21 protein-coding genes are annotated in these 19,805 nt (G+C 52.2%); 10 read left to right on the top strand and 11 right to left on the bottom strand.

Annotation, left to right across the window (positions count from 1 at the left end):
- Nucleotide 1 precedes the first annotated feature (1 nt).
- A complete protein-coding gene (locus SYN8016DRAFT_RS12095) occupies nt 2-1,210 on the bottom strand; it encodes an ABC transporter substrate-binding protein (RefSeq protein ID WP_006854704.1) in 1,209 nt (402 codons plus the stop codon).
- A 34-nt stretch (nt 1,211-1,244) separates the two neighbouring features.
- Here SYN8016DRAFT_RS12095 and SYN8016DRAFT_RS12090 point away from each other — a divergent pair, with 34 nt between their 5' ends.
- Nucleotides 1,245-2,447, top strand: coding sequence for a hypothetical protein (locus SYN8016DRAFT_RS12090; RefSeq protein ID WP_006854703.1), 1,203 nt, complete (start codon nt 1,245-1,247; stop codon nt 2,445-2,447).
- A 3-nt stretch (nt 2,448-2,450) separates the two neighbouring features.
- Here the strand turns inward: SYN8016DRAFT_RS12090 and SYN8016DRAFT_RS12085 are convergent, their stop codons facing one another.
- On the bottom strand, nt 2,451-3,659 hold the full coding sequence (locus SYN8016DRAFT_RS12085) for an aminotransferase class V-fold PLP-dependent enzyme (RefSeq protein ID WP_006854702.1): 1,209 nt from the start codon (nt 3,657-3,659) through the stop codon (nt 2,451-2,453).
- Between the two features lie 290 nt (nt 3,660-3,949).
- Between SYN8016DRAFT_RS12085 and SYN8016DRAFT_RS12080 the strand changes: the two genes are divergently transcribed.
- Together SYN8016DRAFT_RS12080 and SYN8016DRAFT_RS12075 are read left to right on the top strand one after the other, a co-directional pair.
- Complete coding sequence (locus SYN8016DRAFT_RS12080; RefSeq protein ID WP_006854701.1) at nt 3,950-4,660, top strand: DUF4079 domain-containing protein; 711 nt, start codon at nt 3,950-3,952, stop codon at nt 4,658-4,660.
- 42 nt (nt 4,661-4,702) lie between these two features.
- Nucleotides 4,703-5,644 (top strand): alpha/beta hydrolase, encoded by a 942-nt coding sequence (locus SYN8016DRAFT_RS12075; protein ID WP_006854700.1) that lies wholly within the window; start codon nt 4,703-4,705, stop codon nt 5,642-5,644.
- Here SYN8016DRAFT_RS12075 and SYN8016DRAFT_RS12070 read toward each other — a convergent pair.
- Both SYN8016DRAFT_RS12070 and SYN8016DRAFT_RS12065 read right to left on the bottom strand, forming a co-directional pair.
- A complete protein-coding gene (locus tag SYN8016DRAFT_RS12070; protein ID WP_006854699.1) occupies nt 5,597-6,334 on the bottom strand; it encodes a hypothetical protein in 738 nt (245 codons plus the stop codon). The genes SYN8016DRAFT_RS12075 and SYN8016DRAFT_RS12070 overlap by 48 nt on opposite strands.
- Before the next feature lie 166 nt (nt 6,335-6,500).
- Nucleotides 6,501-6,746: a NifU family protein gene (locus SYN8016DRAFT_RS12065; protein WP_006854698.1), complete on the bottom strand. Its 246-nt coding sequence runs from the start codon at nt 6,744-6,746 to the stop codon at nt 6,501-6,503.
- Nucleotides 6,747-6,830: 84 nt separating this feature from the next.
- Here SYN8016DRAFT_RS12065 and SYN8016DRAFT_RS12060 point away from each other — a divergent pair, with 84 nt between their 5' ends.
- Complete coding sequence (locus tag SYN8016DRAFT_RS12060) at nt 6,831-8,300, top strand: malate:quinone oxidoreductase (protein WP_006854697.1); 1,470 nt, start codon at nt 6,831-6,833, stop codon at nt 8,298-8,300.
- Nucleotides 8,301-8,385: 85 nt separating this feature from the next.
- Here SYN8016DRAFT_RS12060 and SYN8016DRAFT_RS15870 read toward each other — a convergent pair whose 3' ends face one another.
- Entirely contained in the window at nt 8,386-8,874 is a 489-nt protein-coding gene (locus SYN8016DRAFT_RS15870) for a hypothetical protein (protein ID WP_253909872.1), read from the bottom strand.
- 131 nt (nt 8,875-9,005) lie between these two features.
- Here SYN8016DRAFT_RS15870 and lepA point away from each other — a divergent pair, with 131 nt between their 5' ends.
- Nucleotides 9,006-10,820, top strand: coding sequence for a translation elongation factor 4 (gene lepA, locus SYN8016DRAFT_RS12045; RefSeq protein WP_006854694.1), 1,815 nt, complete (start codon nt 9,006-9,008; stop codon nt 10,818-10,820).
- Between the two features lie 18 nt (nt 10,821-10,838).
- Here the strand turns inward: lepA and SYN8016DRAFT_RS12040 are convergent, their stop codons facing one another.
- From SYN8016DRAFT_RS12040 to SYN8016DRAFT_RS16000, 5 genes are all read right to left on the bottom strand, one after another.
- Nucleotides 10,839-11,354, bottom strand: coding sequence for a hypothetical protein (locus tag SYN8016DRAFT_RS12040; RefSeq protein ID WP_006854693.1), 516 nt, complete (start codon nt 11,352-11,354; stop codon nt 10,839-10,841).
- A gap of 170 nt (nt 11,355-11,524) precedes the next feature.
- Nucleotides 11,525-12,820, bottom strand: coding sequence for a prepilin-type N-terminal cleavage/methylation domain-containing protein (locus SYN8016DRAFT_RS12035; protein ID WP_006854692.1), 1,296 nt, complete (start codon nt 12,818-12,820; stop codon nt 11,525-11,527).
- Complete coding sequence (locus tag SYN8016DRAFT_RS12030; RefSeq protein WP_006854691.1) at nt 12,796-13,335, bottom strand: Tfp pilus assembly protein FimT/FimU; 540 nt, start codon at nt 13,333-13,335, stop codon at nt 12,796-12,798. The genes SYN8016DRAFT_RS12035 and SYN8016DRAFT_RS12030 overlap by 25 nt, the downstream gene beginning before the upstream one ends.
- Nucleotides 13,332-14,891: a hypothetical protein gene (locus SYN8016DRAFT_RS12025; protein ID WP_141561504.1), complete on the bottom strand. Its 1,560-nt coding sequence runs from the start codon at nt 14,889-14,891 to the stop codon at nt 13,332-13,334. Before SYN8016DRAFT_RS12025 ends, SYN8016DRAFT_RS12030 begins: the two co-directional genes overlap by 4 nt.
- 211 nt (nt 14,892-15,102) lie before the next feature.
- Entirely contained in the window at nt 15,103-15,603 is a 501-nt protein-coding gene (locus SYN8016DRAFT_RS16000) for a type IV pilin protein (RefSeq protein WP_006854689.1), read from the bottom strand.
- Between the two features lie 127 nt (nt 15,604-15,730).
- Here SYN8016DRAFT_RS16000 and SYN8016DRAFT_RS12015 point away from each other — a divergent pair, with 127 nt between their 5' ends.
- On the top strand, nt 15,731-17,020 hold the full coding sequence (locus SYN8016DRAFT_RS12015) for a HAMP domain-containing sensor histidine kinase (protein ID WP_038014729.1): 1,290 nt from the start codon (nt 15,731-15,733) through the stop codon (nt 17,018-17,020).
- Here SYN8016DRAFT_RS12015 and SYN8016DRAFT_RS12010 read toward each other — a convergent pair.
- Nucleotides 16,989-17,756 carry a response regulator transcription factor gene (locus tag SYN8016DRAFT_RS12010; RefSeq protein ID WP_006854687.1) on the bottom strand — a complete coding sequence of 256 codons (768 nt, stop codon included), beginning with the start codon at nt 17,754-17,756 and terminating at the stop codon, nt 16,989-16,991. The genes SYN8016DRAFT_RS12015 and SYN8016DRAFT_RS12010 overlap by 32 nt on opposite strands.
- 79 nt (nt 17,757-17,835) lie before the next feature.
- On the opposite strand from SYN8016DRAFT_RS12010, the gene SYN8016DRAFT_RS12005 reads away from it, so the two are divergent.
- From SYN8016DRAFT_RS12005 to SYN8016DRAFT_RS11990, 4 genes are read left to right on the top strand one after another with little or no spacing between them, the layout of a single operon-like run.
- Nucleotides 17,836-18,270, top strand: a complete 435-nt coding sequence (locus SYN8016DRAFT_RS12005; RefSeq protein ID WP_006854686.1) for a hypothetical protein — start codon at nt 17,836-17,838, stop codon at nt 18,268-18,270.
- A complete protein-coding gene (locus SYN8016DRAFT_RS12000; RefSeq protein ID WP_006854685.1) occupies nt 18,270-18,698 on the top strand; it encodes a hypothetical protein in 429 nt (142 codons plus the stop codon). The genes SYN8016DRAFT_RS12005 and SYN8016DRAFT_RS12000 overlap by 1 nt, the downstream gene beginning before the upstream one ends.
- Entirely contained in the window at nt 18,695-19,213 is a 519-nt protein-coding gene (locus SYN8016DRAFT_RS11995; protein ID WP_006854684.1) for a GspH/FimT family protein, read from the top strand. Before SYN8016DRAFT_RS12000 ends, SYN8016DRAFT_RS11995 begins: the two co-directional genes overlap by 4 nt.
- Nucleotides 19,197-19,805: a prepilin-type N-terminal cleavage/methylation domain-containing protein gene (locus SYN8016DRAFT_RS11990; RefSeq protein ID WP_253909871.1), complete on the top strand. Its 609-nt coding sequence runs from the start codon at nt 19,197-19,199 to the stop codon at nt 19,803-19,805. Before SYN8016DRAFT_RS11995 ends, SYN8016DRAFT_RS11990 begins: the two co-directional genes overlap by 17 nt.

Raw genomic sequence — 19,805 nt, 5'->3', positions numbered from 1 at the left:
GTTAAGGCTCCCATTGTTGTGCTCCAAAAAATGTGAGCTCAACGTAATTGCTAGCTTGCTTGTTATTGCTGGACAAGTCTAGCTGAAATCCTCCCAAGTCTACTTTTTTAATCGACTTAAGGCTTGTGAGGAGAGTTTCTTTTGTGAGTGGCCCTTGGACATTTTTGATACCTTCTGTGATTAATTTGGCAGCCATAAATCCTTCCAGGCTTGTGAATCCAAATCGGGCTGAAGGATTGTTTACGCGCATGAGGCGTTGATACTCCGCGACAATAGGAATCCAGCGGTCCCAGGGAAAGGGGACGACTTGGCTAACCCCAATGCCATTGGCTTGTCCTACAGGCAGTGATTGTTCCAGAGCTCTGGTGCCAACAAAAGACACATTCATGATCTGGGCTTTTATATCTCGTTGCAGTAACTCTTTGCTTAATGCTGCCGAGCTGACGTATGTCGAGATGATGATGATGGCGTTTGGTCGGCTTGACGTCAGGATTTGAAGTGCTGATTGTATTTGTGCAGAGTTTCTTTGAACTGTGGAGATTGCATATGGTTTTAGGCCGTGCCTTTTTAGCGCTGATTCTGCAGATTTAAGTCCATCTTTCCCGAAGGCGTCATCTTGATAAATAATGGCTATTTTCTGTCTCGCATTTCGAACAAGACTATCCACAATTTTATCGATTTCCATTTGATAGCTGGCCCTTAAATTCACCACCATGTTCAATTCGTTGTCTCGCAGGATTGAAGCGCCTGTTAGGGGGGCAATGAGAGGGACTTTTCTTTTTTCAATGACGGGAAGGATCTCTTTTGTTGTTGGTGTGCCTACGTACCCAAATAAGGCGAGAAGGTTGGGGCGGTCCAGCAGGGTTTTCGTGTTTCTGATGGTTTGCTCAGGCTCATACTGGTCGTCGAGGCTGATCAAGCGGATTTTTTTTCCATTGATTCCTCCCTGACGATTCACTTCGTTAAACCATGCTTGCGCTCCAGCTTGATATTTTTTCCCGATTTGAGCTGAAGGTCCGCTCAGTGGTAAGGATTGACCGAGGAGGATCGTGCTTTTGCTATCAGTGTATGTTTGGGATTCTTTTTGTTGGGCTGATGTGGAGGCGATCGATAGACTGAGCCCAATCGCTACCAGGGTATTTCTACGAAGAATCGTTGCTATTGGCTTAGCTTGTAACACACTTGTTTGATTCGCTGCTTTTTTTTTCATGACGAAGGTTCGAAGACGGAGAAAGTGGAACATCTTGGCGATCGCGTCAGTTGTTCTGGCAGCCTTGCTTTCTATCGTTGGAGTCACCAGTTTAAATGTTGATCAAGTGCCAGGTCGTGATTCCCTGCGCCTTTCTTCAGCTTCTCGTGCTTTGACGACATCAGTGGATCGTCTTCCTCGTGATGGTTGGAGTTCTCAGCGAGGAGAGTCTTTGGGTGGAGGTGAAATTCAAGCTGATATTGATGCCTTGGATGATGCGCAATATCATGTAAAGATCGGGGTGTATTCAAATAGTACCTATGATTTAGATTTAAGTATTCCTAGCTTTTCATCGAACGGTTATGTATGGATGCGTTGGAAACAGCCTCTTCAGGATTATTTGGAGGCTAATAATACGGATTTGCAAGAGCATATTTCGTTGCTGAATGCGTTGTTGTCTGACGCGGATCCTGTGTTGCATCCTGTTCAAGATAAGCCAGCAATTTTGTCTGATGGTACCTACTATCAACTTTATACTTATGTTGGACGTTTTTATATCGATCGAGCAAGCTTTAGACATTTTCCTTTCCTTACAATTAGTTTGCCGATTGCGATCGAGGCTGATGATGTAGCTGGTGGTCTTGGCTATGGAACACTACGTTTTGAACCTGATAGTCGTAATAGCGGGATGGGTCTCTATGCAGGTACGGGAATCATTGGTTGGTTGAATCGAGGCTGGTCGATTGCTGAGTACCGCCATAATTATGCTACCAATTTTGGCCTGGGTGGACTTGATCGAGACTATAGTCTAATTCTTTATGATATTACGTTTGGAACCTCATCTTGGTCCTCTTTTTGGCGCTTGATGTTGCCTTTGTTGGTGGTCATGGTGATGGTCCTACTGGTCTTTAAAATTCGTCCAGACGAACAAGATGCTCGAGCCGGAATTCCGGTAACAGTTTTGTTGACTTTGGTTTTCTTACAGCAGGTCTATCGAGGAGAACTTCCTGATCTTCCCTTCCTAACGTTTCTAGATCAGGTCTATGTGATTGCTTATGTGGTTACTTTGTTTGCGTTTGTTTTGTTGGTATGGATTGGACGTCGTTATGCCGATATGGAAAGTATGCCGCTTGGAGAGGCGCGCGATAATCTTTCGAAAAGACTTGAATTCTTAGATGAGGTTTGGCCGCTTTCGATGGTGTTGTTTTGCTCAATTGCTGTGGTGACGTCTTGGTACTTAATACCTGCAGGGGCTTAAGGATTAGATGCCGGTCAGCTCTTGAAGAGCCTTCAGGAAGGATGTGAGTTCGCGTTCTTCTGTGGTGATGTGGGTACAGGCTCTTAGGCAGATGGGTTCTTCCAGGTTGCGGATCCAAATCCCTTTGCTACCAAGTATTTTTACGATGTCAGTTGTGCTTCGGGAGCATGAATCGTTGAGCTGGAAGCTCACCAATCCTGCGGGGGGCTCCCCTTCGAGTAAGGGAGTGGTTCCTGGAAGCTCATTCAGCTTTCTATAGAGCTCGCCGCTTAGAGATTGGATGGTTTGGAGGCGTTGTTGCTCGTTCGCCTCACTAGCGAGCAAGCCCAACGATTGACGCAGCCCTGCCATCAATGGCACACAGCTCGTTGCGATTTCAAAGCGCCGGCTGTCGTGGTGAAACGGGTCTGGATCATCGATCACGGCGCGTGTTTCATCGCGCAGGCTGCGCCAGCCAATCAGGGTTGGATTGGCTTGGTTGAGAATTCTTTCTGATAAGGCCACACCTCCAAGCCCCTCGGGACCGCACGCCCATTTGTGGCCAGTGAATGCATAAATATCAGCTGCCTGCGCTGCTGCTCCCACAGGAATTTGACCCATGCTTTGAGCTGCATCCACGAGCAGAAAAGGTTGCTGGGCATGCTGATCAAGCTGCTCTGCCACCGCAGGGATGGGCATCAGCTGCCCGGTGTTCCATAGCAGATGAGATAGCACCACCACTTTGGTGCGTGGCTGTAGAGAGTCCTCCAAAGCTTGAAGAACGCCTGCGTCGGTGTCCTGTTGGGCCTCACGTCCTTGCCTGAACTGCTGAACAGGAAGGGTGTCGACCTCTAGGTGTTCCCGTCTGGCAAGTTCATGGCATGCAGCTACGACTCCTGGGTGCTCGCAATCACTGATTAGGAGGCGATCACCTGCTTCAAAGGGAAGTCCCCAAAGCGGCAAAACGCAACCGCTGGTGACGTTTTCGGTGAGAGCAAGGCGATGAGGTGCCACACCACACATGCGACTGAGCAACGCACGCGTTTTGTTTGTTTCTGAACTGATAAACGGCCACACATCTGTAGTGAAGGGCCCCAGTTCTTGGATGCGCTGCCAGCTTTGGGTCATGGCCTCCAATGAAGGCGTAGGCAACGGTCCCTGACCGCCGTAGTTGAAGTAGATCTTGTTGCCCAGTGCTGGACAGAGATCGCGAAGGGAGTTTCGAATGTCCATGGTTGTCGATCAGGTATGGATCACGAGAGGCTTCTGATGAGCACCAAGCTATCTACCAGGACTTGCGCCAGTGATTAAGCATGGTTTTGGCCATTCATTTGTGGATGATTTTGAGGGGAATTGTTGTGTGAATCGTTTTGCTAACGACGCGATTGCGTTGTCTTGATGTTGCTTTTTTGTCCCTTTTTGCTCGGCACCATTGAGCCTTTGAGGGCAACGACGATGCCTTGCAGGTGGCGTCGGCATGTTTTGGCAGCGTGGCTACGTTTTGCGTTGGTGCTCTGTTGGTGATGGCCGGCGTTGATTGGTTGTGGATCTTGCATCCTTTCCTTGCCGTGGTTTTGGTTTATCCACTGGTGGGTGTGGTGGTGCGCTTGGCCGTCCAGACGCGTGCACGACGGCTCCAGAAACAGAATCTCCCCGTCACGGTTGGGCGCGACCACAGCGACCTGGGTCGTTGGCTTGCAGCGGCTGTGGTGATGGTGGTGTTGATTGCCCTCTCTGTTGTGATTGGCACGAAGGTTCCTGTCGCTGAGTTCCAAGGGGGGCTGGGGCGTGCAATCCAGCTGTTGCTGGTGTTGGTTGGAACGATCGTGAGCCTCCTGGCCCTTTGGCGTTGCAAGAGGCCCGGATTGAGGTTGGCTTTTTCTCTCATTACCTGGGCCGGAGTGTTGGGGCTTGGCGCCCAGCCTGAGGTTTGGCGGCTTTCGGATAATCCCCTTACGCCTGCGTTTTGGCAGTCCCATTACTGGGCTGGTGTTGGCGTGACGGGCTTGATGTTGTTTTCCCTGGGAGCTCGCGCTGAGATCCTGCGCGACATTCGCATGCGTCGCATGCATGTCACCGCCAACGTGCTGGCGGCCTTGCTGTTTTTGACGCAAGGCCTCACGGGGACTCGCGACCTTCTCGAGATTCCGCTCGGTTGGCAGAAGTCCACCATCTATGCCTGTGATTTCCATGCGAAGACCTGTCCTTCACTGGATCCCAATGCACAGCCCTGACTGACCCCTCTGGCTAAACAGAGAGGGTTGTGGCTTCAACCCATGGATTCTTCAGCGTTGAAGGCACTGTTTTTGCAACGTGTGAGCTTGGGGGGGTCTGAGCTTGAGGCCATGTCACAAGCTTTTTCTGCGCTCTATCGAAGCTTTCAGACGGATGTTGTAAGGCGTGTGCGTTGTTCTCCTATGAAGGGAACGTTCTACACCTGGATTGATCCTCCCTCGGGCCGTAGCAAAAATGTGTGTTTGTTTTTCCATGGTGGGGGATACACCATGGGATCGACGGATGATCACTTGCAATTGATTGCCTCACTTGTAGAGGATTCAGGGATCAGTTTTCTAGGGGTTGATTATCGTTTGTGCCCGAATGATTGTTTTCCAGCTGCTCTCGATGATGTGGAAGATGCTTATCGCTGGTTATTAGCGCAGGGCTATCGAGCAGAGGCGATTGGTGTAACAGGAATTTCTGCTGGGGCCACATTGGTGACGCAGTTGCTGCATCGCTGTAAGAGCAAGGGCTTGCCGATGCCCGCTGTGGCGTTGGTGATGGCAGGGGTGATGGACTTCCGCTATGGGAGAGAATCTGTTGCTTTTAATGCCAAGGATGATCTGGTGTCGTTGCAGCGACTGGAGGCCATCTCTTCCCATTATTTGCCAGAGGATGGTTCATATGATTCACGAGATCTTGATTGCTTGCAGCAGGATTACAGCTCTTATCCCCGTACATTATTCCAGGTTGGTGATCGTGAAGTGTTGCTCAGTGATGCGATCGCCTGTTTTTCAATTTTAAAAACAGCAGGACATGATGTGGCTTTGCATGTTGTGCCTGGAATGATTCATTGTGGGCAGCTCTTTTTACGTGACTTTTTACCCGGTCAACGCGCTACGGCTGAGGCATCCCTCTTTCTGCGTGAAGGATTCGTGGCTTCCAATTCATCCTCAGTGCGTGGCATGGGTGAGTGCGAGAAGGAGAAGACTGGTCATTGATGCGGTGCCAGCCACAAACCAACCAAGACGGGCGCGATCAATGGCCGGGAGTTCTTCTCGGAACACGGCCATGAGCAGTCCCCCTCCCAGAAATGCTGTGGCGATAGCGAGATGGAGGTCGTCCACGGGGTGGAGGAGTGCTGCATGCAACAGCCCCAACACCAGGGCAGCGGTTCCCACCCAGCGCATGCGTGTTCTGTAGATGGCTGGATGCCGAGCATCCATGGTCCGATCGGCTAGGAGGACATGGGCGCTGATGGCGATGGTGAACAAGATTCCATAGGCCAATCCGGTGCTGATCAGGGACGGAAGCGAATAGGCATAGAGGTAGCTGATCGCAGCGAAATTAAGCGTGTGCAGTGATCTCGCAATACTGCCAGCCTTGCGCTCATGGGTGGCGAGCACATCAAGGCTGTACGTCACCATGATTCCTGCCAGGGCGATCAGAAATAGCAATGCCTCTGTAATAGGGGAAGGGGCAAAGCTTTCCATCCCTGGGGCTAGGGATAAGGCTTGTCCATGACTGGCAAGTTCTGGCAATAAATGCACAAATACGTAGGCCATTCCCGCTCCGCCTCCAAAGGAGGCCCAGCGCATCTGTTCGCGATCAGGTCGTGTTGCCACCTTGCCTGCGAGCCAATGCGCACTGGCAATCGCAGTCACGCAGAGAATCGAAGAGATCCAAAGCATCCCGACATATGCCGAATGACTGCCACACTGTGGCCGGTTCACTGAAGGATTGGCTGCGATGAAAATACTTTTTAGAGTTATTGATTGGCGTCCAGTAGCTGCAATTGAATGCCAGCTTCAATGAATTGTTCTGAGTTTTTCGATGCGATGTTTGATGTGCTTGCGATCAGAGAACTTGGACCACTTCGCTCACCTCAGGAATCGATTCGCGCATCTTGCGTTCGATTCCCATTTTTAGGGTCATCGTGCTGCTCGGGCAGCTTCCGCAAGCGCCTTGGAGGCGAACTTTCACGATTGGACCATCGATCTCGACCACTTCCACGTTGCCGCCATCGGCCATCAGGAAGGGGCGGAGTTCATCGAGCACCTTTTCCACGTTCTCGTTGGTGAGGGCCATGGTCTCGGTGCTCATCGCTCAATTTTCAGATTGATGTGATTCTAGGCATTCCCAAGTCGCTCGGCCTCATAGCCTGTCGATAGCAGATCTGTTCGCCCCTTGGACCGCTACGACGTTGTGCTCGTGGGTGCTGGGATCATGAGTGCCACCCTGGCAACCCTCCTGCATGAACTCGATCCAGACTTGCGGTTGTTGGTTGTTGAACGGTTAGAGGCACCCGCTTTAGAAAGCAGTGCTGCGGGAAATAACGCTGGCACGGGCCACGCTGCCAACTGTGAGCTCAACTACACGCCTCTTCTGGCTGATGGCACAGTTTCAACGGCAAAACCGCTGGCGATCAATGCCAGTTTTGAGTGCAGCCTCGAGTTTTGGTCGTCCCTATGTGAGCAGGGTCGCTTAGATCCCTCTGGGTTTATTCACCGCGTGCCCCACATCAGTTTTGTGTGGGGTGAGGGCGATGTGGCCTACCTGCGCCAGCGCTATGAGCAGTTGAAGCCGCTGCCTGCTTTTGCGGCCATGGAGTGGAGCCGTGATGAGGCTGAGCTCGCTTCTTGGATTCCGCTCGTGATGGCCGGGCGAGATCCTCAAATGGCCGTTGCGGCCACCAGGATTGAGCGCGGCACAGACGTGGATTTTGGGGCTTTGTCTCGCTCTCTGTTTGTTCCCTTGCAAGCGTCGGGGGCCCTTGATTTGGTGTTCGGCACTTCGGTGTCTGATCTCAACCGCCGCGCAGAGGGCTGGGAGCTGCAATTGCGTGGCCCCTCTGGACGCCGCGACGTGATGACGCCGTTTGTGTTTCTCGGTGCCGGTGGTGGGGCCCTACCTCTCCTTCAACGTTCGGGCATTCCTGAAGCGGCCGCTTATGCCGGGTTCCCCGTGAGCGGCCAATGGCTTGTCTGCAATGACCCGGATTTATCAGAGCATCACTTCGCCAAGGTGTATGGCAAAGCCAAGGTGGGGGCTCCACCGATGTCGGTGCCCCACCTCGACTCCCGTTGGATCGATGGCCGTCGCTCCCTATTGTTTGGGCCCTATGCAGGCTTTAGCAGCAAGTTTTTGAAGCAGGGGTCCTTGCTGGATCTTCCTCGTTCTGTGCGCACCTCCAATGTGTTGCCCATGCTTCAAGTTGGGGTCAACAACATCCCCCTGGTTCGTTATCTCGTAAATCAACTGCGCCAAAGCAGTGAGGATCGGATGGAGGCGTTAAAGGCTTTTCTCCCAACGGCGCGCGCCGATGATTGGGCTTTGTCGGTGGCTGGTCAGCGCGTTCAGATCATCAAACGCACCCCCACTGGAGGCCGTTTGCAATTGGGCACGGAAGTGGTTGCCTCTGGCGATGGTTCGTTGGCTGCCCTGCTTGGTGCCTCTCCTGGGGCGAGCACCTCCGTCACGATCATGTTGGAAATTCTTCAACGCTGTTTTCCTGATCGCTTGGCTTCGCAAGCGTGGCAGCAGCGTTTGCAAGCGTTATTGCCGAGCTATGGGCAAGATCTCAATGCGGATAGAGAGCTCCTTCAGCGCAGCCGAGATCGCAGTGATGCCCTGCTTGGCTTGCAGATTGCGAGCTAACTAGGCGTTGAACTTGACGTTGATCGGCGGCCTTGAGAGCTGGCTTCGTCGTGGTCGGCATTCACTCCCAGCTGGGCCAGGGTCGTCAGTTCTTTTCTGGGTTTGGGCCGGGTCGATCGAGTGCGTCACGGCAACTTTTGGATTCGATCAAATCGCTCTGTGCAAGGCAATAGGCCGCCCACTGCTTTTTGGTCATGCACTGAGGTGCGATTGCCATGCAAACCATTCCCTTGTGACCCTCAGGAACGAATTGGGTGGGCTTCTCCGTTTGGGTTGCCATGGCTGATGGGGCGAAAGGTGCCGCCATGCTGAGAGCTGCGGCCATGCCTAGGGAAGCCTTGATCCATTCAAGGGGCATGGGCGGGAGATCCATGGCTGCGTTCAGGGATGCTTTCCTGTGAGATTCACGAACCCAATTCCACTTCACTGGGCGTGGGTGATGCCGAGAGGAAGGAATGGTTTGCAGCACGCGAGAGACCAACAGCATCGAGGTGGAGAAAGCGGCGAGCACAACGATTGTGGGAATAGCTCTGCTGAACCCTTGAGAGAAATTGAGGTAGGAGGTTCGAATCAATTAGGAACCGATCGCCAGCAATTGCAGAATCCAGGTTGAGAGCATCCAGCGTTTCTGTCTTCGAATTGGTGGCGGCTCCTTAGGATTGGCGCATTGCCTTCTGAAGCCCGAGCCGGGATTTCGCCAACCGCATGACCGACGCTCCCGTCAAAAGGATTCGCAACTTCTGCATCATTGCCCACATCGACCATGGCAAGTCGACGTTGGCCGACCGTTTGCTGCAAGACACCGGCACGGTGGCCAATCGGGATATGCAAGAGCAGTTCCTCGACAACATGGAGCTGGAGCGGGAACGGGGGATCACGATCAAGCTCCAGGCTGCCCGCATGAACTACAAGGCGGCGGATGGTGAGGAGTATGTCCTCAACCTCATTGATACACCTGGTCATGTGGACTTCTCCTATGAGGTGAGCCGCAGCCTGCAGGCCTGTGAAGGGGCCTTGCTTGTGGTGGATGCAAGCCAGGGCGTTGAGGCTCAGACCTTGGCCAACGTGTATATGGCGCTGGAGAACGATCTTGAGATCATTCCTGTGCTCAACAAGATTGATCTGCCTGGGGCCGACCCGGATCGGATCAAGGAGGAGATCGAGGCAATTATCGGTTTGGATTGCTCGAATGCGATCCCTTGCTCTGCCAAAACAGGGATGGGCGTTCCTGAAATTCTCCAAGCGGTGGTGGATCGGGTGCCACCTCCTGCCGACACGGTGAAGGAGCCCACGAAAGCTTTGATTTTTGATTCCTATTACGACCCTTATCGCGGCGTAATTGTTTACTTCCGTGTGATGAGCGGCAGGATTACTCGCAAAGACAAGGTGTTGCTCATGGCGAGCAACAAAACCTATGAACTCGATGAAGTCGGGATCATGGCTCCGGATGAGAAAAAGGTGGATGAGCTCCACGCCGGAGAGGTGGGATACCTCGCGGCATCGATCAAGGCCGTGGCTGATGCCCGTGTGGGCGACACGATCACCCTGGTCAATGAGCCCGCTGATGCCCCGCTTCCTGGCTATGCAGAAGCCAAGCCGATGGTGTTTTGTGGTTTGTTTCCGACGGAAGCCGATCAATACCCGGATTTACGCGAAGCTCTGCACAAATTGCAGCTCTCTGATGCAGCGCTGAAATTTGAACCCGAAACCAGCAGTGCAATGGGCTTTGGATTCCGTTGTGGATTCCTTGGTTTGTTGCACATGGAGATCGTGCAGGAGCGGCTGGAACGCGAATACAACCTAGACCTGATTGTTACCGCTCCATCGGTGATTTATACCGTAAACCTCACCAATGGTGAGCAAATCTTGGTGGATAATCCGGCCACACTTCCGGATCCTCAGCAGCGTGAATCGATTGAGGAGCCCTATGTGCGCATGGAGATTTATGCGCCGAATGAGTTCAACGGGGCCTTGATGGGACTGTGCCAGGAGAGAAGGGGTGACTATATCGATATGAAGTACATCACCAAGGAACGGGTGACCTTGATCTATGAATTGCCCTTGGCGGAAGTTGTGACTGATTTCTTCGATCAAATGAAGACCCGCACCCAGGGTTATGCCTCGATGGAGTACCACCTGATTGGATATCGCAAGAACGAGCTTGTGCGTTTGGATGTGTTGATCAATGCGGAAAGAGCTGATCCTCTTACCACGATCGTGCATCGCGATAAGGCCTATAACGTGGGCAAGGGCTTAGTTGAAAAGCTCAAGGAATTGATTCCTCGCCAACAATTTAAGATTCCTTTGCAGGCTTCCATCGGTAGCCGGATTATTGCCAGTACGAGTATTAGTGCAATCCGTAAGGATGTGCTTGCCAAGTGCTACGGCGGTGATATTTCGCGCAAGAAGAAACTGTTGAAGAAACAGGCAAAAGGTAAGAAGAGGATGAAAGCAATGGGTAAGGTAGATGTACCGCAGGAGGCTTTCATGGCGGTGTTGAAGCTGAATCAAACACCTTAATCTTCTTGCTGGTTTTCGTTACGGACACCAAGCTTGTGCTGGCATCATTAGGGTTGTTCTCTGATCACTTTGCTTAAGCGATTGTGCATTGATCTTGTAGTGGATATTGAGGAGGTTGTAGTTTTTAGCCTCGCTCGAGATCGTGCGTGTTATTTCGATATCTGTACTTGGCACTACAATGGTTTTTACGATCGTTGTTTCGCTTTCTGTGTTGTTAAGGATTCCTTGGCCGGAAAAAACGTTATCGTTGAGAAGATCTTTTGCAAGAGTGTTATTTAAACACATGGCAGCGGTTGGCTCGTAGCTCATTTCTCCATTGAGGGGTAAACCATTGCTGTTCAAGTTTGTGCCCACTGTTTTCCATAGATTGACCTGGTTACGCATATGCTCAAGGTCGCTGGCGATGACCAGTGCAACTTGATCGCGTATTTTTGTCTTGCCAGCAGCTTCCATTGAATACGTGAACACTCTGCCTGACTGTCCAGCAAACAGCATCAGGAGGAACGATGAAACTAGCGATTCGGTAAGGGTCATCGAAGGTGAAAGCAATGTGCCAAATGGCAGTTGCTTCACTGACTGATATTGCTATTCTAGCTTTATTTGTGACTAGCGTCCTTTGATTAGGTGATTGCTGCGATGGGCCTTGCGGAGTATTCGATGATTGTTTCCTGAGAATTTGATGAGTTTTCGCCCGATCATTGTTGTTATTCTAGGTCTTTGCGTTGGTCGGGAAAGATTAAGATCTCCACATTCTCTAGGGTGTATTCGAGTTGTGGGTTGTTCGTGATGTCTTTTACGGTGCACTGAGACCGATTACAAATCCCCCCTGATTTGGCTGTAAAGGTGTAATTAGTTGTTGTAGTATTTTCATCAGTAAATTGAACTGGTTTATCGAAGAAAACAATGTCAAGATTGTCTCCTCCTATGACACTTGCATTTCCTATGCCTGGTATATAGCGGTTGAATCCATTCCCGCCAATGAGGATTTCTGGATTGGTGGAATTATTTCCATTGCCTATCAAAATATCATCACCATCAATTTTGATGCCATCTGGGCAGTTTGATGTGCTTCCGTCATCACCTCTTAACGAGTCGTTTGCGATTGTTCCTTCCAGGACATCATTGCCGTTGCAGCCGTAGATCGTTGTTGATTCATTAGCCCCACTTTCAATGATATCGTCGTAATCACTTCCATGGATCGCGGTTACAAGTCCTTTCCCACAAATCAACACGTCCTGGCCAGGAGTAAGGTCATTTACGCTTAAATTCACCTTGAAATCTGTGCTCGAGCTCCCTGGCTTTGGGCTGAACTTTGCCATATTCGATGCAGTGCAGAGACTGCCGGATGTGGGCCTGGAATAAAGGGGGCTGATTCGTGTTCTGGTGCTGCCTTGATTGCTGTAACTGAACTGCACATTCTGGTTGCGTTGATTGCGCTTAACCATCGACAGTTTGAAATTGAGTAATTTTCCTGGTGATGTTGATTCTCTGACTTCAAAACCATTGTGACTGTCATTGTCATCGAGACCATCAAGGAGAATTTGAGCGATCGGTCCTTCATTGACTTCTTCTTCAATGGAGAGGTAATTTCCATACTGGTCAAAGGAAGGGCCGCACCTCCAAAGGGTGTTGGGTTTCAGCCAGCCTTCCTCCGATGGGCGAACGGCGTAGATTGATTGGTGAATATCTTGACGAATATTCAGAGCGAATTTGAATTGAGTTTGGTCTTGATTGAAAACCGATTTGCAGCTTGCTGGAATTGTCACCTTTGTGCCATCGGTGATGATTGATTCAGATAGTGCCACTTCGGCCTCAATGAAGTTTGCTGCTCGTGTCCAGTTTTCCCGGTGACGCTGGAAGGCCTCTGCTCTTTCCGATGTTTCGAAGTGATTCAGCATGACTTGACCGGCCACTGTGGTTGTAAGTAGCCCGATAACGCTGGCCACCATCAACTCCACCAGTGTGAAGCCCTTTGTTAATAGGAGTTGGCGTAATTGCATATTCCTTGTTGTTCAGGACCTTCTCGAATCACACCGAGGGGTGAGACGAGCTTGACGCAGCGTGTTGTGCTGTATTTGGTATCGGTGAGGCGTATCTCCCCTCCGCAGGGAAGTGTTCCGCGGGCGGTGAAGCTGATCAGAAGTTTGTTGGTGTTGTCATCCCATAGGCATTGGTTATCGCTGATGAGTGTTGAGATTGGTGCTCTAAAGGAATAGTCTCCGAGTTGCTCACAGCGATCGGCGGCAGCTAAGCCCGAATCGCTGGGATTGGTTTGGGTTGCCGTCCCTAGGGATCGATCAATCGTGACTTCGCAAATCCTGTTTTGCTGAACGGCTTTGCTTTTTACTTCCCTGAGCCAGGTTGAGGCTTCTCGGCTGTCTCGCTTTAGGACTTCTTGTTTGTAGTTGCGATCGAAGCTGGCGATGGAGATGCCACTGAGAATTCCCACAATCGCCACCACCACCATCAACTCCGGAAGGCTGAAACCATTGTGAATAACTCTGTGATTATTCATGGCCTGGGGACTCCTCCGAATCCAAACCAGCTGTTGGTGCCGATGGCGACGTAATCCTTCACGCTGATGGCGTATTCAAATCCCTGTTCGCGGAGTCCATCATCTGCGGCGTTGCTAGGTACAACCAGCTGTGCATTGTTTGAGCCGGATCCATCCCATTCTTCCGCCCAAACCACACCTCGGATGTCTCCCCCGCCGCAGTCACCGTAGGGGACCTGCCCCTCCAAGGCATTCTCTGGTGTGATCGATTCGTCGGTGGTGTTGCACTCAGCCTCGTTTTGAGCACCACCACTAATGCCCACCTTCCCGCACGGAAAATGCACAAACACATTCGCTGCCTTTGGTTCTTCTCCTCCGTTATTTTTCTTTTTGGTTTTCGAAACACCGGCGAGCTTCACATTCTGCTGAAATGACGAATTATTTATACGTTCTTTGGAACATTGGGCCTCATTCAATCCAAAGAGACCCAAGCGAAATGCCGTGGTGCTGAGTCCATCACTTCTGGTTTGTTTGAGGCTGCGCTGCCCTCCTACATCTACATCACCAGTCACATACAGCTTCACGGGGCCTCTGCTTGTATCGACTTCTAATTGTTCTGTGCTGGAGAGAACGATGCTGGAGACAATGCAGTATGTGATCGGTTCACCAGCGGCAAGAGCGGGATTAGCTTCATCTGTGGCGCACATTCCACCATTGCTGAGCTCGCTTTCGCCTGCCTGCGGAACTGGTTGAGAACTAATCTTATAGGTGTTTGTCCCAGATTCCTTATTGATGTTTTCTTGCAGGCTGCGGATAATTGGATTGTCTTCATCATCCGTAACTTGGGTGATGGCCTTGCGGATCTTGTCTGGAATGGGCCAGACATCGGGCATGGTGATTTCACCGATGAAGATTTCACCATCCACTTCAGCATTGTTTGTGTTTGCTTGAATAAGAGCTAACTCCTCTCCTGGTTGAGGATTTAATGGGTCTGCATACTCACAGCCTGTGCAGAGGATGTTGCCAGAGATGGATCCTTTTACATCGTTATTCCCGAGGTTGATTTCACTAGCTAACAGCCCGGGGAACCCACTATTGTTTGCATTTCCTTTGAAATTGGAACCACAGTTTTTTGGCTTTACTTCAAATGTTTGCTCAATCACTGATGTTGCAAGAATACGGTTGTCACTTGAGCGTCTTGTTCCTTCGATACTCAGCGTTCCTTTTCCACCGTAAAATTGGGTGCCATCAAAGATATAGCGAAGAACTCGATATTCTCCTTTTGGTGTATCAATTAATTTGCTGAATTGGTTGTAACTCTCTCTTTGTACTCCTGGGCATACGGAACTTGGATATCGTGGTGAGTTCCAGAGTCCTACCGCTTTGCCTGAGTCGATCCTAAATACAATGTTTTGGCATTGGTCTGCGGACTGCCAACCGTTATCGCTGATGCTGGGGTCGTAGCAGTTGATCAGTAAATAGTTAAATTTTCGATTTAGATTCTCAATGGTTTCGGCCATGCCTCCCTCGGCGATCTCCCTGGCTTGACGTGCTTGTTCTGAACGAATGGAGCCCATGAACCCGCCGAAGACTCGTGTTAAGAGTGCAAAGCCTCCAACCGTAAGGATGAGGCCAACGGTGATGACAAGTGGGAGGACAAACCCATCATCTGATTCGTTTCTTTGGGAATTTTCTGAGGTGAACTGCATCTCATTCTTCGCCCCTTTCGTGTGTTGACTTTAGAGAACCAGGATTCCTTGCCAGGCGTCCTGTTTCTCTAAATTTGTTTTATGTGCAATTTATATCTGCATCGGCTATTGTTGGAGGGCTGTCTGTGTTGCTAGTAGCCGATTTAATCACACGTTTTGAATTCGAGTAGTTGACACATCCTTTTGCTAAATACTTGTTTAATAGCTCCCCCTTGCCTGCGACTGAGCCTGTGTAAATGCTTCCGGTTCCGTCCTCAATAGGAGTGATAGTAAAATCGCAAATTAGTGAATTTGTGTCGCCGGAGCTAACAAGTGCTGCTGCCAGGGTGTCTGCATCGCCTGTAGAAATCTGTGCCTCTGCTGCTATCTGTGAGAGCATCGCACCAAATTTTGTCGTGCATTCTGTTGCCTTGGCTTTCACTGTTTGGTTCAGAAAGCTTGGAAGTGCAACTGCAGAAAGGATTCCCACAATCACAATCACGATCATCAGCTCCACCAAGGTGAAGCCCTTCTCGAGCAGATTGCGGCCTTTTTTGCGGTTGAGGAGTGCCAGTTGCAGCCGGCTGTTTAGCTTCGTCATGGCAATAATGAGTGATGTGGTTTTGCACCGGTGGTGCTGACATCACAACCATGACTTAATCCATTTGCTGGGAAGCCAGAGTTGGCTAAAGCTTCCCTAAGAGCGTTCTTAGGTTTTCTCTCAGATTTTGGCTTCCCGATCACTTCCCTCTTTACGGGTCTGGCTTCAGTCCAGTTCCCTGTTGGCGGTGGTCGCCGGTTATAGCCTGCTGTTTGCGGTCAGTCGCGGGTTTGTTGAATCCGAACGTCTTGATCGTCACCAGCTACTTGTGGCTGCTTTGTCTGATGGGTTGCGCGATGGAAGGGTCACCCTGCCTCTGCCTCCGGGGTTGGGGGTGAAGGCGGAGTGGATCAAGACGCGCCTCGTTGTTCCTCCGCAAACCATTCGTTCGGCGGATGGTCGTGTCTGGTTGATCAGTCGAACGCCGTTGGACTCACCGAGCCAGCAGGCATCTGTTCTGGAAGTGCGGCAAGACATAACGGCCTCGGTTGCTCGCAGTCAGAGGGATCTGCTGCTGTTGATCGCAGTGGCCGGAGGGTCGGTGCTGTTCACCTCCGCCCTGTTGCGGCTCGTGATCTGGCGGGGCTTGATTCAGCCCTTGCGGGGCTTCACCCATGAATTGGAGCAGTTGGAGGCTGATTCGCTCGGCAGCCATGTGCTGAATCCTGCTGAGCAGCCCAGCGAATTTCGCTCCATCGTGGAGGCCTTTAATCAGCTACAAACACGTTTGGCGGAGGCATGGCAGCGTGAACGCCGCTTTGTGGATGGCGTCGCCCATGAATTGCGCACGCCGATAACGGTGATCTCTATCCATGCCCAGCGTCTTCAGGCTGAGCCTTCGCAGAACTCCCCAGCTGCGGTTGCCTTGATCGCTGCTGAAGCAAAGCGGCTGGGTGAATTGATTTCGGTGATGCTCGACTTCGCCCGCGTTGATGCCGGGCGACTCGCTTTGGCGGTTATTGAGCTCGAGCCTGAGGCATTGCTGCTGCGGGCGTTTGAACGCCTGCAGGGTCTGGCTCCCGATCGATTGAGTTTGGCGCCTCCTGTTCAGGATGATTTGCCACTTATTCATGCTGATGCTGATCGGGTGCATCAATGCCTGGCCGCCCTGGTGGAGAACGCCTTGCGCTATTCAGATGGTGCCGTTCAGCTGGGAGTGTCGGGATACTCCACTGGCGTCACGCTGCATGTGCGCGATCAAGGGCCCGGCATCCCCGTAGCGGAACGCAATCAGGTGTTGGAGCGGTTTGCCCGCGGACGCACGGCGACTGGAACCCAGGGCAGTGGCCTTGGTCTGGCCATCGCCCATGACTTGATGCGGGCGATGCAGGGCGAGTTGCTGATCGGCGATGCCCCAGGAGGTGGGGCTGATCTCCAGTTGCGCTTCAAGATTTCGGATCGCCAACTCGTGCCATAAAGCCCACACCGCGCACGGTGTGTAGCAGTTGCGGATCTCCTTGGGCTTCCACCTTCTTGCGTAAGTAGCCCATGTAGACATCTAGCGAGTTGGGATCCCCTACAAACGGCTTTCCCCAAACGCTTTCCAAAATTTGTTGCCGGGTTTGAACCTCGCCGGTGTGCTTAACGAGGTGAGCGAGCAGCTCGAACTCACGCTGGGAGAGTGACAACGCCCTATCTCCTCTATGAACTTGATGTTCGATCAGGTCGATGTGCAGATCTCCCAGGTTGAGGCTGTCTTTGACGCGTTCAGCGCTTGCATACTGGCCTCGGCGCAATCTTGCGCGTACACGGGCGTGCAATTCCTTTAATTCGAAGGGTTTGGTGAGGTAATCGTCGACGCCCAGATCAAGCGCTCGCACCCTTTCGTCCAGATCATCGCGGGCTGTGAGCATCAGAACGGGTGTGGTGTCACCGCTGCTGCGTAGCCGCCGGCAGATCTCAATGCCCTCAAAGTCTGGAAGTGTCCAATCCAGTAGAACGAGATCGAAGCTGCTCTGACGGAGATGCATCAGTGCATCAGCTCCGCAGTTTGCAGCAATACATTCCATTGTTTCGCTGCTGAACTCTTCCAGGAGAAAGCGCAGTAGCTCTGGATCGTCGTCGACGATCAGCAGCCTGTTGGGTTGTTCCTGCGGCATGGCGGGCATACCAGGTTTCTGAAAGATACGGCGCTGCTCCGGGGAATGCTTCATCCAGCTGCGTTTGAAAGCTTTGAGTTTTCGGTTAACGGGTAGCCCCCTATCACAGGCTGGATTCGTGTTGCCGCTGGCGATGACTGCTTCAGCGGTGTTGTTGCTGGGCAGTGCCTCGATTCATACCCTCAGTCTCCAGAAGCGTTTGAGAATCCATGCTTCTACTCGGCATGCGCAGGTCGCCGATCAGTTGCGCTCTGCGGCCCAGGCCTTTGTTGTTGCTTCCCATGGGCCGGAGTCTTGTTTGTTGCGATGGGCCGCAACGGATTGGCCTGCTGCCGTTCACGCTTGCAAAGCATCCGATCCATCCCAGCTGAGTCGTGGTGTGGTGGGAGAGAAGCTATGGTCCCTGCTCGATTGGACTCCCCATGGTGAAAACGGGGCGTTGCGATTGCAAATAGCGGATGGCCAAACCGGAAGCTTCCGACTTGCGCTTGATCCTCTTGCTCCTGCGGTCCTGGGCATCAGTGATGTGGGGTTGCAGGCTCGCGTTCCTCAGCTGAAGGGTGAGTGATGAGCTTGCTAGAAGTGGTGGTCTCATCGGTTGTGTTGGCTGGAAGCAGCAGTGCTGCTCTTAGAGTGTGGAATCAGGCTGCGAGCGAAATTCAACGTGCCAAGCAATTGGATGCGTTGTCTCTTCAGCTGGAGACGGCTCGGATCGCGACTGATCGTTGGCTGCAGTCGGATGCGGCAGCGTCTGTCGTGATCGATTCAACTTCAGCTGATTGCAGGTTTAACCCTGAAGCTTTAGAGGCATTCGTTGCTGAGCGCATGCTGCTGGGCTCTGATGTGAGCAGCCGTTGGAGTGTTGATTCCCAGGGCCTTGGCCATTGGCTTGAGCTCAGTGCGACTTCTCAGCACGTAATGCCTCCCTTGAAGAGGCGTTTGCTGTTTACCCCTGCTGCCTATGGCCTGTGCAAGCAGGAAGAGGTGAGTTCATGAGCTTGATCGAGCAACTCATGGTGGTGAGCTTGGTGGGGATGTTGGCGTCGATTCCATTCGTGACGGGTCGCGGCGATCGCGATCAGCTTCAGCTCGATGCCAGTGCTCGCCGCTTGCAGGTCGGTTTGGACCGGGCCCGGAGCATGGCTCGGCGTGAGCAAACAGCTTGTGGACTTTCTTTGAGCGAGGCAGGATTCGCGGCTCCTGATGAAGGGATTCAGCCTGGTGCCATTCCTCCCTGCCCTGGACTTGGCATGGCCTTGCAGGAAGCTTTTGAGCAGGGGCCTGTTGCCTTAAACACGAATCTGCCGGCGGTGTTGCGCTTCACCGCCAATGGTTTGCTTTTGGATGGTGGGATTGCCGTGCTCAGTCATCAGCGCTTGGCGAAAGCGCGTTGTTTGGTGGTGAGTTTGCCCTTAGGCGTGAGCCGGATTGGTTCCTATCAGGCTCCCCTTCCCTCCAATGGAGGGCGTCTTTTGAGTAGCCGTTGTTTGCCAGATGTCGCTGCGAGCTAAGTCGATGATCAAGCGAATTCCTGAAACACGAGTTGAGAAAGGCTTCACGCTGATCGAGCTGCTGCTCTCCCTTAGCCTTGGCAGTCTGCTGTTTGTGGTGCTCCTGCAGCTGATCGGTGCTGATTTGCGCCTTGGCAGCAGCATGGCGAGCCGTTTGCGTGAATCAGCGCAGCAACGGCGCACCCTGGAGTTGATACGTGATGAGTTGGCGATTGGCTCTAGCTGGGAGGTGGATCCTGTTAATTCCGATCAATGGCCCTGCGGCATGGCTGGCCGTCAGCCGGTGCTCGCGATTGGGCTGGATGGCAGCAAGTCTCAGGCTTCTGCTCCAACCATTGTTTACAGCGTGGGAGCAGCGCCTTCACCCATTTGGCGGGGCCAGGTGTTGATGCGCTGCGGGCCCGCCTATGGCCTCGATGGTGTGATCAGACCAGGGGGCACAGCCCAAAACCGCGTTCTTATTGATGGCTTACCTAAAGACGATTTGGGGTTTCAAGTCCGCCAGGATCCTCACTCCAAGGTGCTGCATCTCGCGTTGGAACAGGAAGCTGATCGTGGCTCCAAACGCCTTCGCTCTGCTGCCGTGTTCTAA

The sequence above is a fragment of the Synechococcus sp. WH 8016 genome (genome assembly GCF_000230675.1).
Lineage (GTDB): Bacteria > Cyanobacteriota > Cyanobacteriia > PCC-6307 > Cyanobiaceae > Synechococcus_C.
The sequence above is the reverse complement of the archived record's forward strand: the minus strand, read 5'-3'. Positions and strand labels throughout refer to the sequence as shown.

Coding starts and splice junctions, on each gene's coding strand:
- SYN8016DRAFT_RS12095 (WP_006854704.1), bottom strand. CDS start 1,210: ATGAAAAAAAAAGCAGCGAATCAAACAAGTGTGTTACAAGCTAAGCCA.
- SYN8016DRAFT_RS12085 (WP_006854702.1), bottom strand. CDS start 3,659: ATGGACATTCGAAACTCCCTTCGCGATCTCTGTCCAGCACTGGGCAAC.
- SYN8016DRAFT_RS12080 (WP_006854701.1), top strand. CDS start 3,950: ATGGCCGGCGTTGATTGGTTGTGGATCTTGCATCCTTTCCTTGCCGTG.
- SYN8016DRAFT_RS12075 (WP_006854700.1), top strand. CDS start 4,703: ATGGATTCTTCAGCGTTGAAGGCACTGTTTTTGCAACGTGTGAGCTTG.
- SYN8016DRAFT_RS12070 (WP_006854699.1), bottom strand. CDS start 6,334: ATGCTTTGGATCTCTTCGATTCTCTGCGTGACTGCGATTGCCAGTGCG.
- SYN8016DRAFT_RS12065 (WP_006854698.1), bottom strand. CDS start 6,746: ATGAGCACCGAGACCATGGCCCTCACCAACGAGAACGTGGAAAAGGTG.
- lepA (WP_006854694.1), top strand. CDS start 9,006: ATGACCGACGCTCCCGTCAAAAGGATTCGCAACTTCTGCATCATTGCC.
- SYN8016DRAFT_RS12040 (WP_006854693.1), bottom strand. CDS start 11,354: ATGACCCTTACCGAATCGCTAGTTTCATCGTTCCTCCTGATGCTGTTT.
- SYN8016DRAFT_RS12035 (WP_006854692.1), bottom strand. CDS start 12,820: ATGCAATTACGCCAACTCCTATTAACAAAGGGCTTCACACTGGTGGAG.
- SYN8016DRAFT_RS12030 (WP_006854691.1), bottom strand. CDS start 13,335: ATGAATAATCACAGAGTTATTCACAATGGTTTCAGCCTTCCGGAGTTG.
- SYN8016DRAFT_RS12025 (WP_141561504.1), bottom strand. CDS start 14,891: ATGGGCTCCATTCGTTCAGAACAAGCACGTCAAGCCAGGGAGATCGCC.
- SYN8016DRAFT_RS16000 (WP_006854689.1), bottom strand. CDS start 15,603: ATGACGAAGCTAAACAGCCGGCTGCAACTGGCACTCCTCAACCGCAAA.
- SYN8016DRAFT_RS12010 (WP_006854687.1), bottom strand. CDS start 17,756: ATGAAGCATTCCCCGGAGCAGCGCCGTATCTTTCAGAAACCTGGTATG.
- SYN8016DRAFT_RS12005 (WP_006854686.1), top strand. CDS start 17,836: ATGACTGCTTCAGCGGTGTTGTTGCTGGGCAGTGCCTCGATTCATACC.
- SYN8016DRAFT_RS12000 (WP_006854685.1), top strand. CDS start 18,270: ATGAGCTTGCTAGAAGTGGTGGTCTCATCGGTTGTGTTGGCTGGAAGC.
- SYN8016DRAFT_RS11995 (WP_006854684.1), top strand. CDS start 18,695: ATGAGCTTGATCGAGCAACTCATGGTGGTGAGCTTGGTGGGGATGTTG.
- SYN8016DRAFT_RS11990 (WP_253909871.1), top strand. CDS start 19,197: ATGTCGCTGCGAGCTAAGTCGATGATCAAGCGAATTCCTGAAACACGA.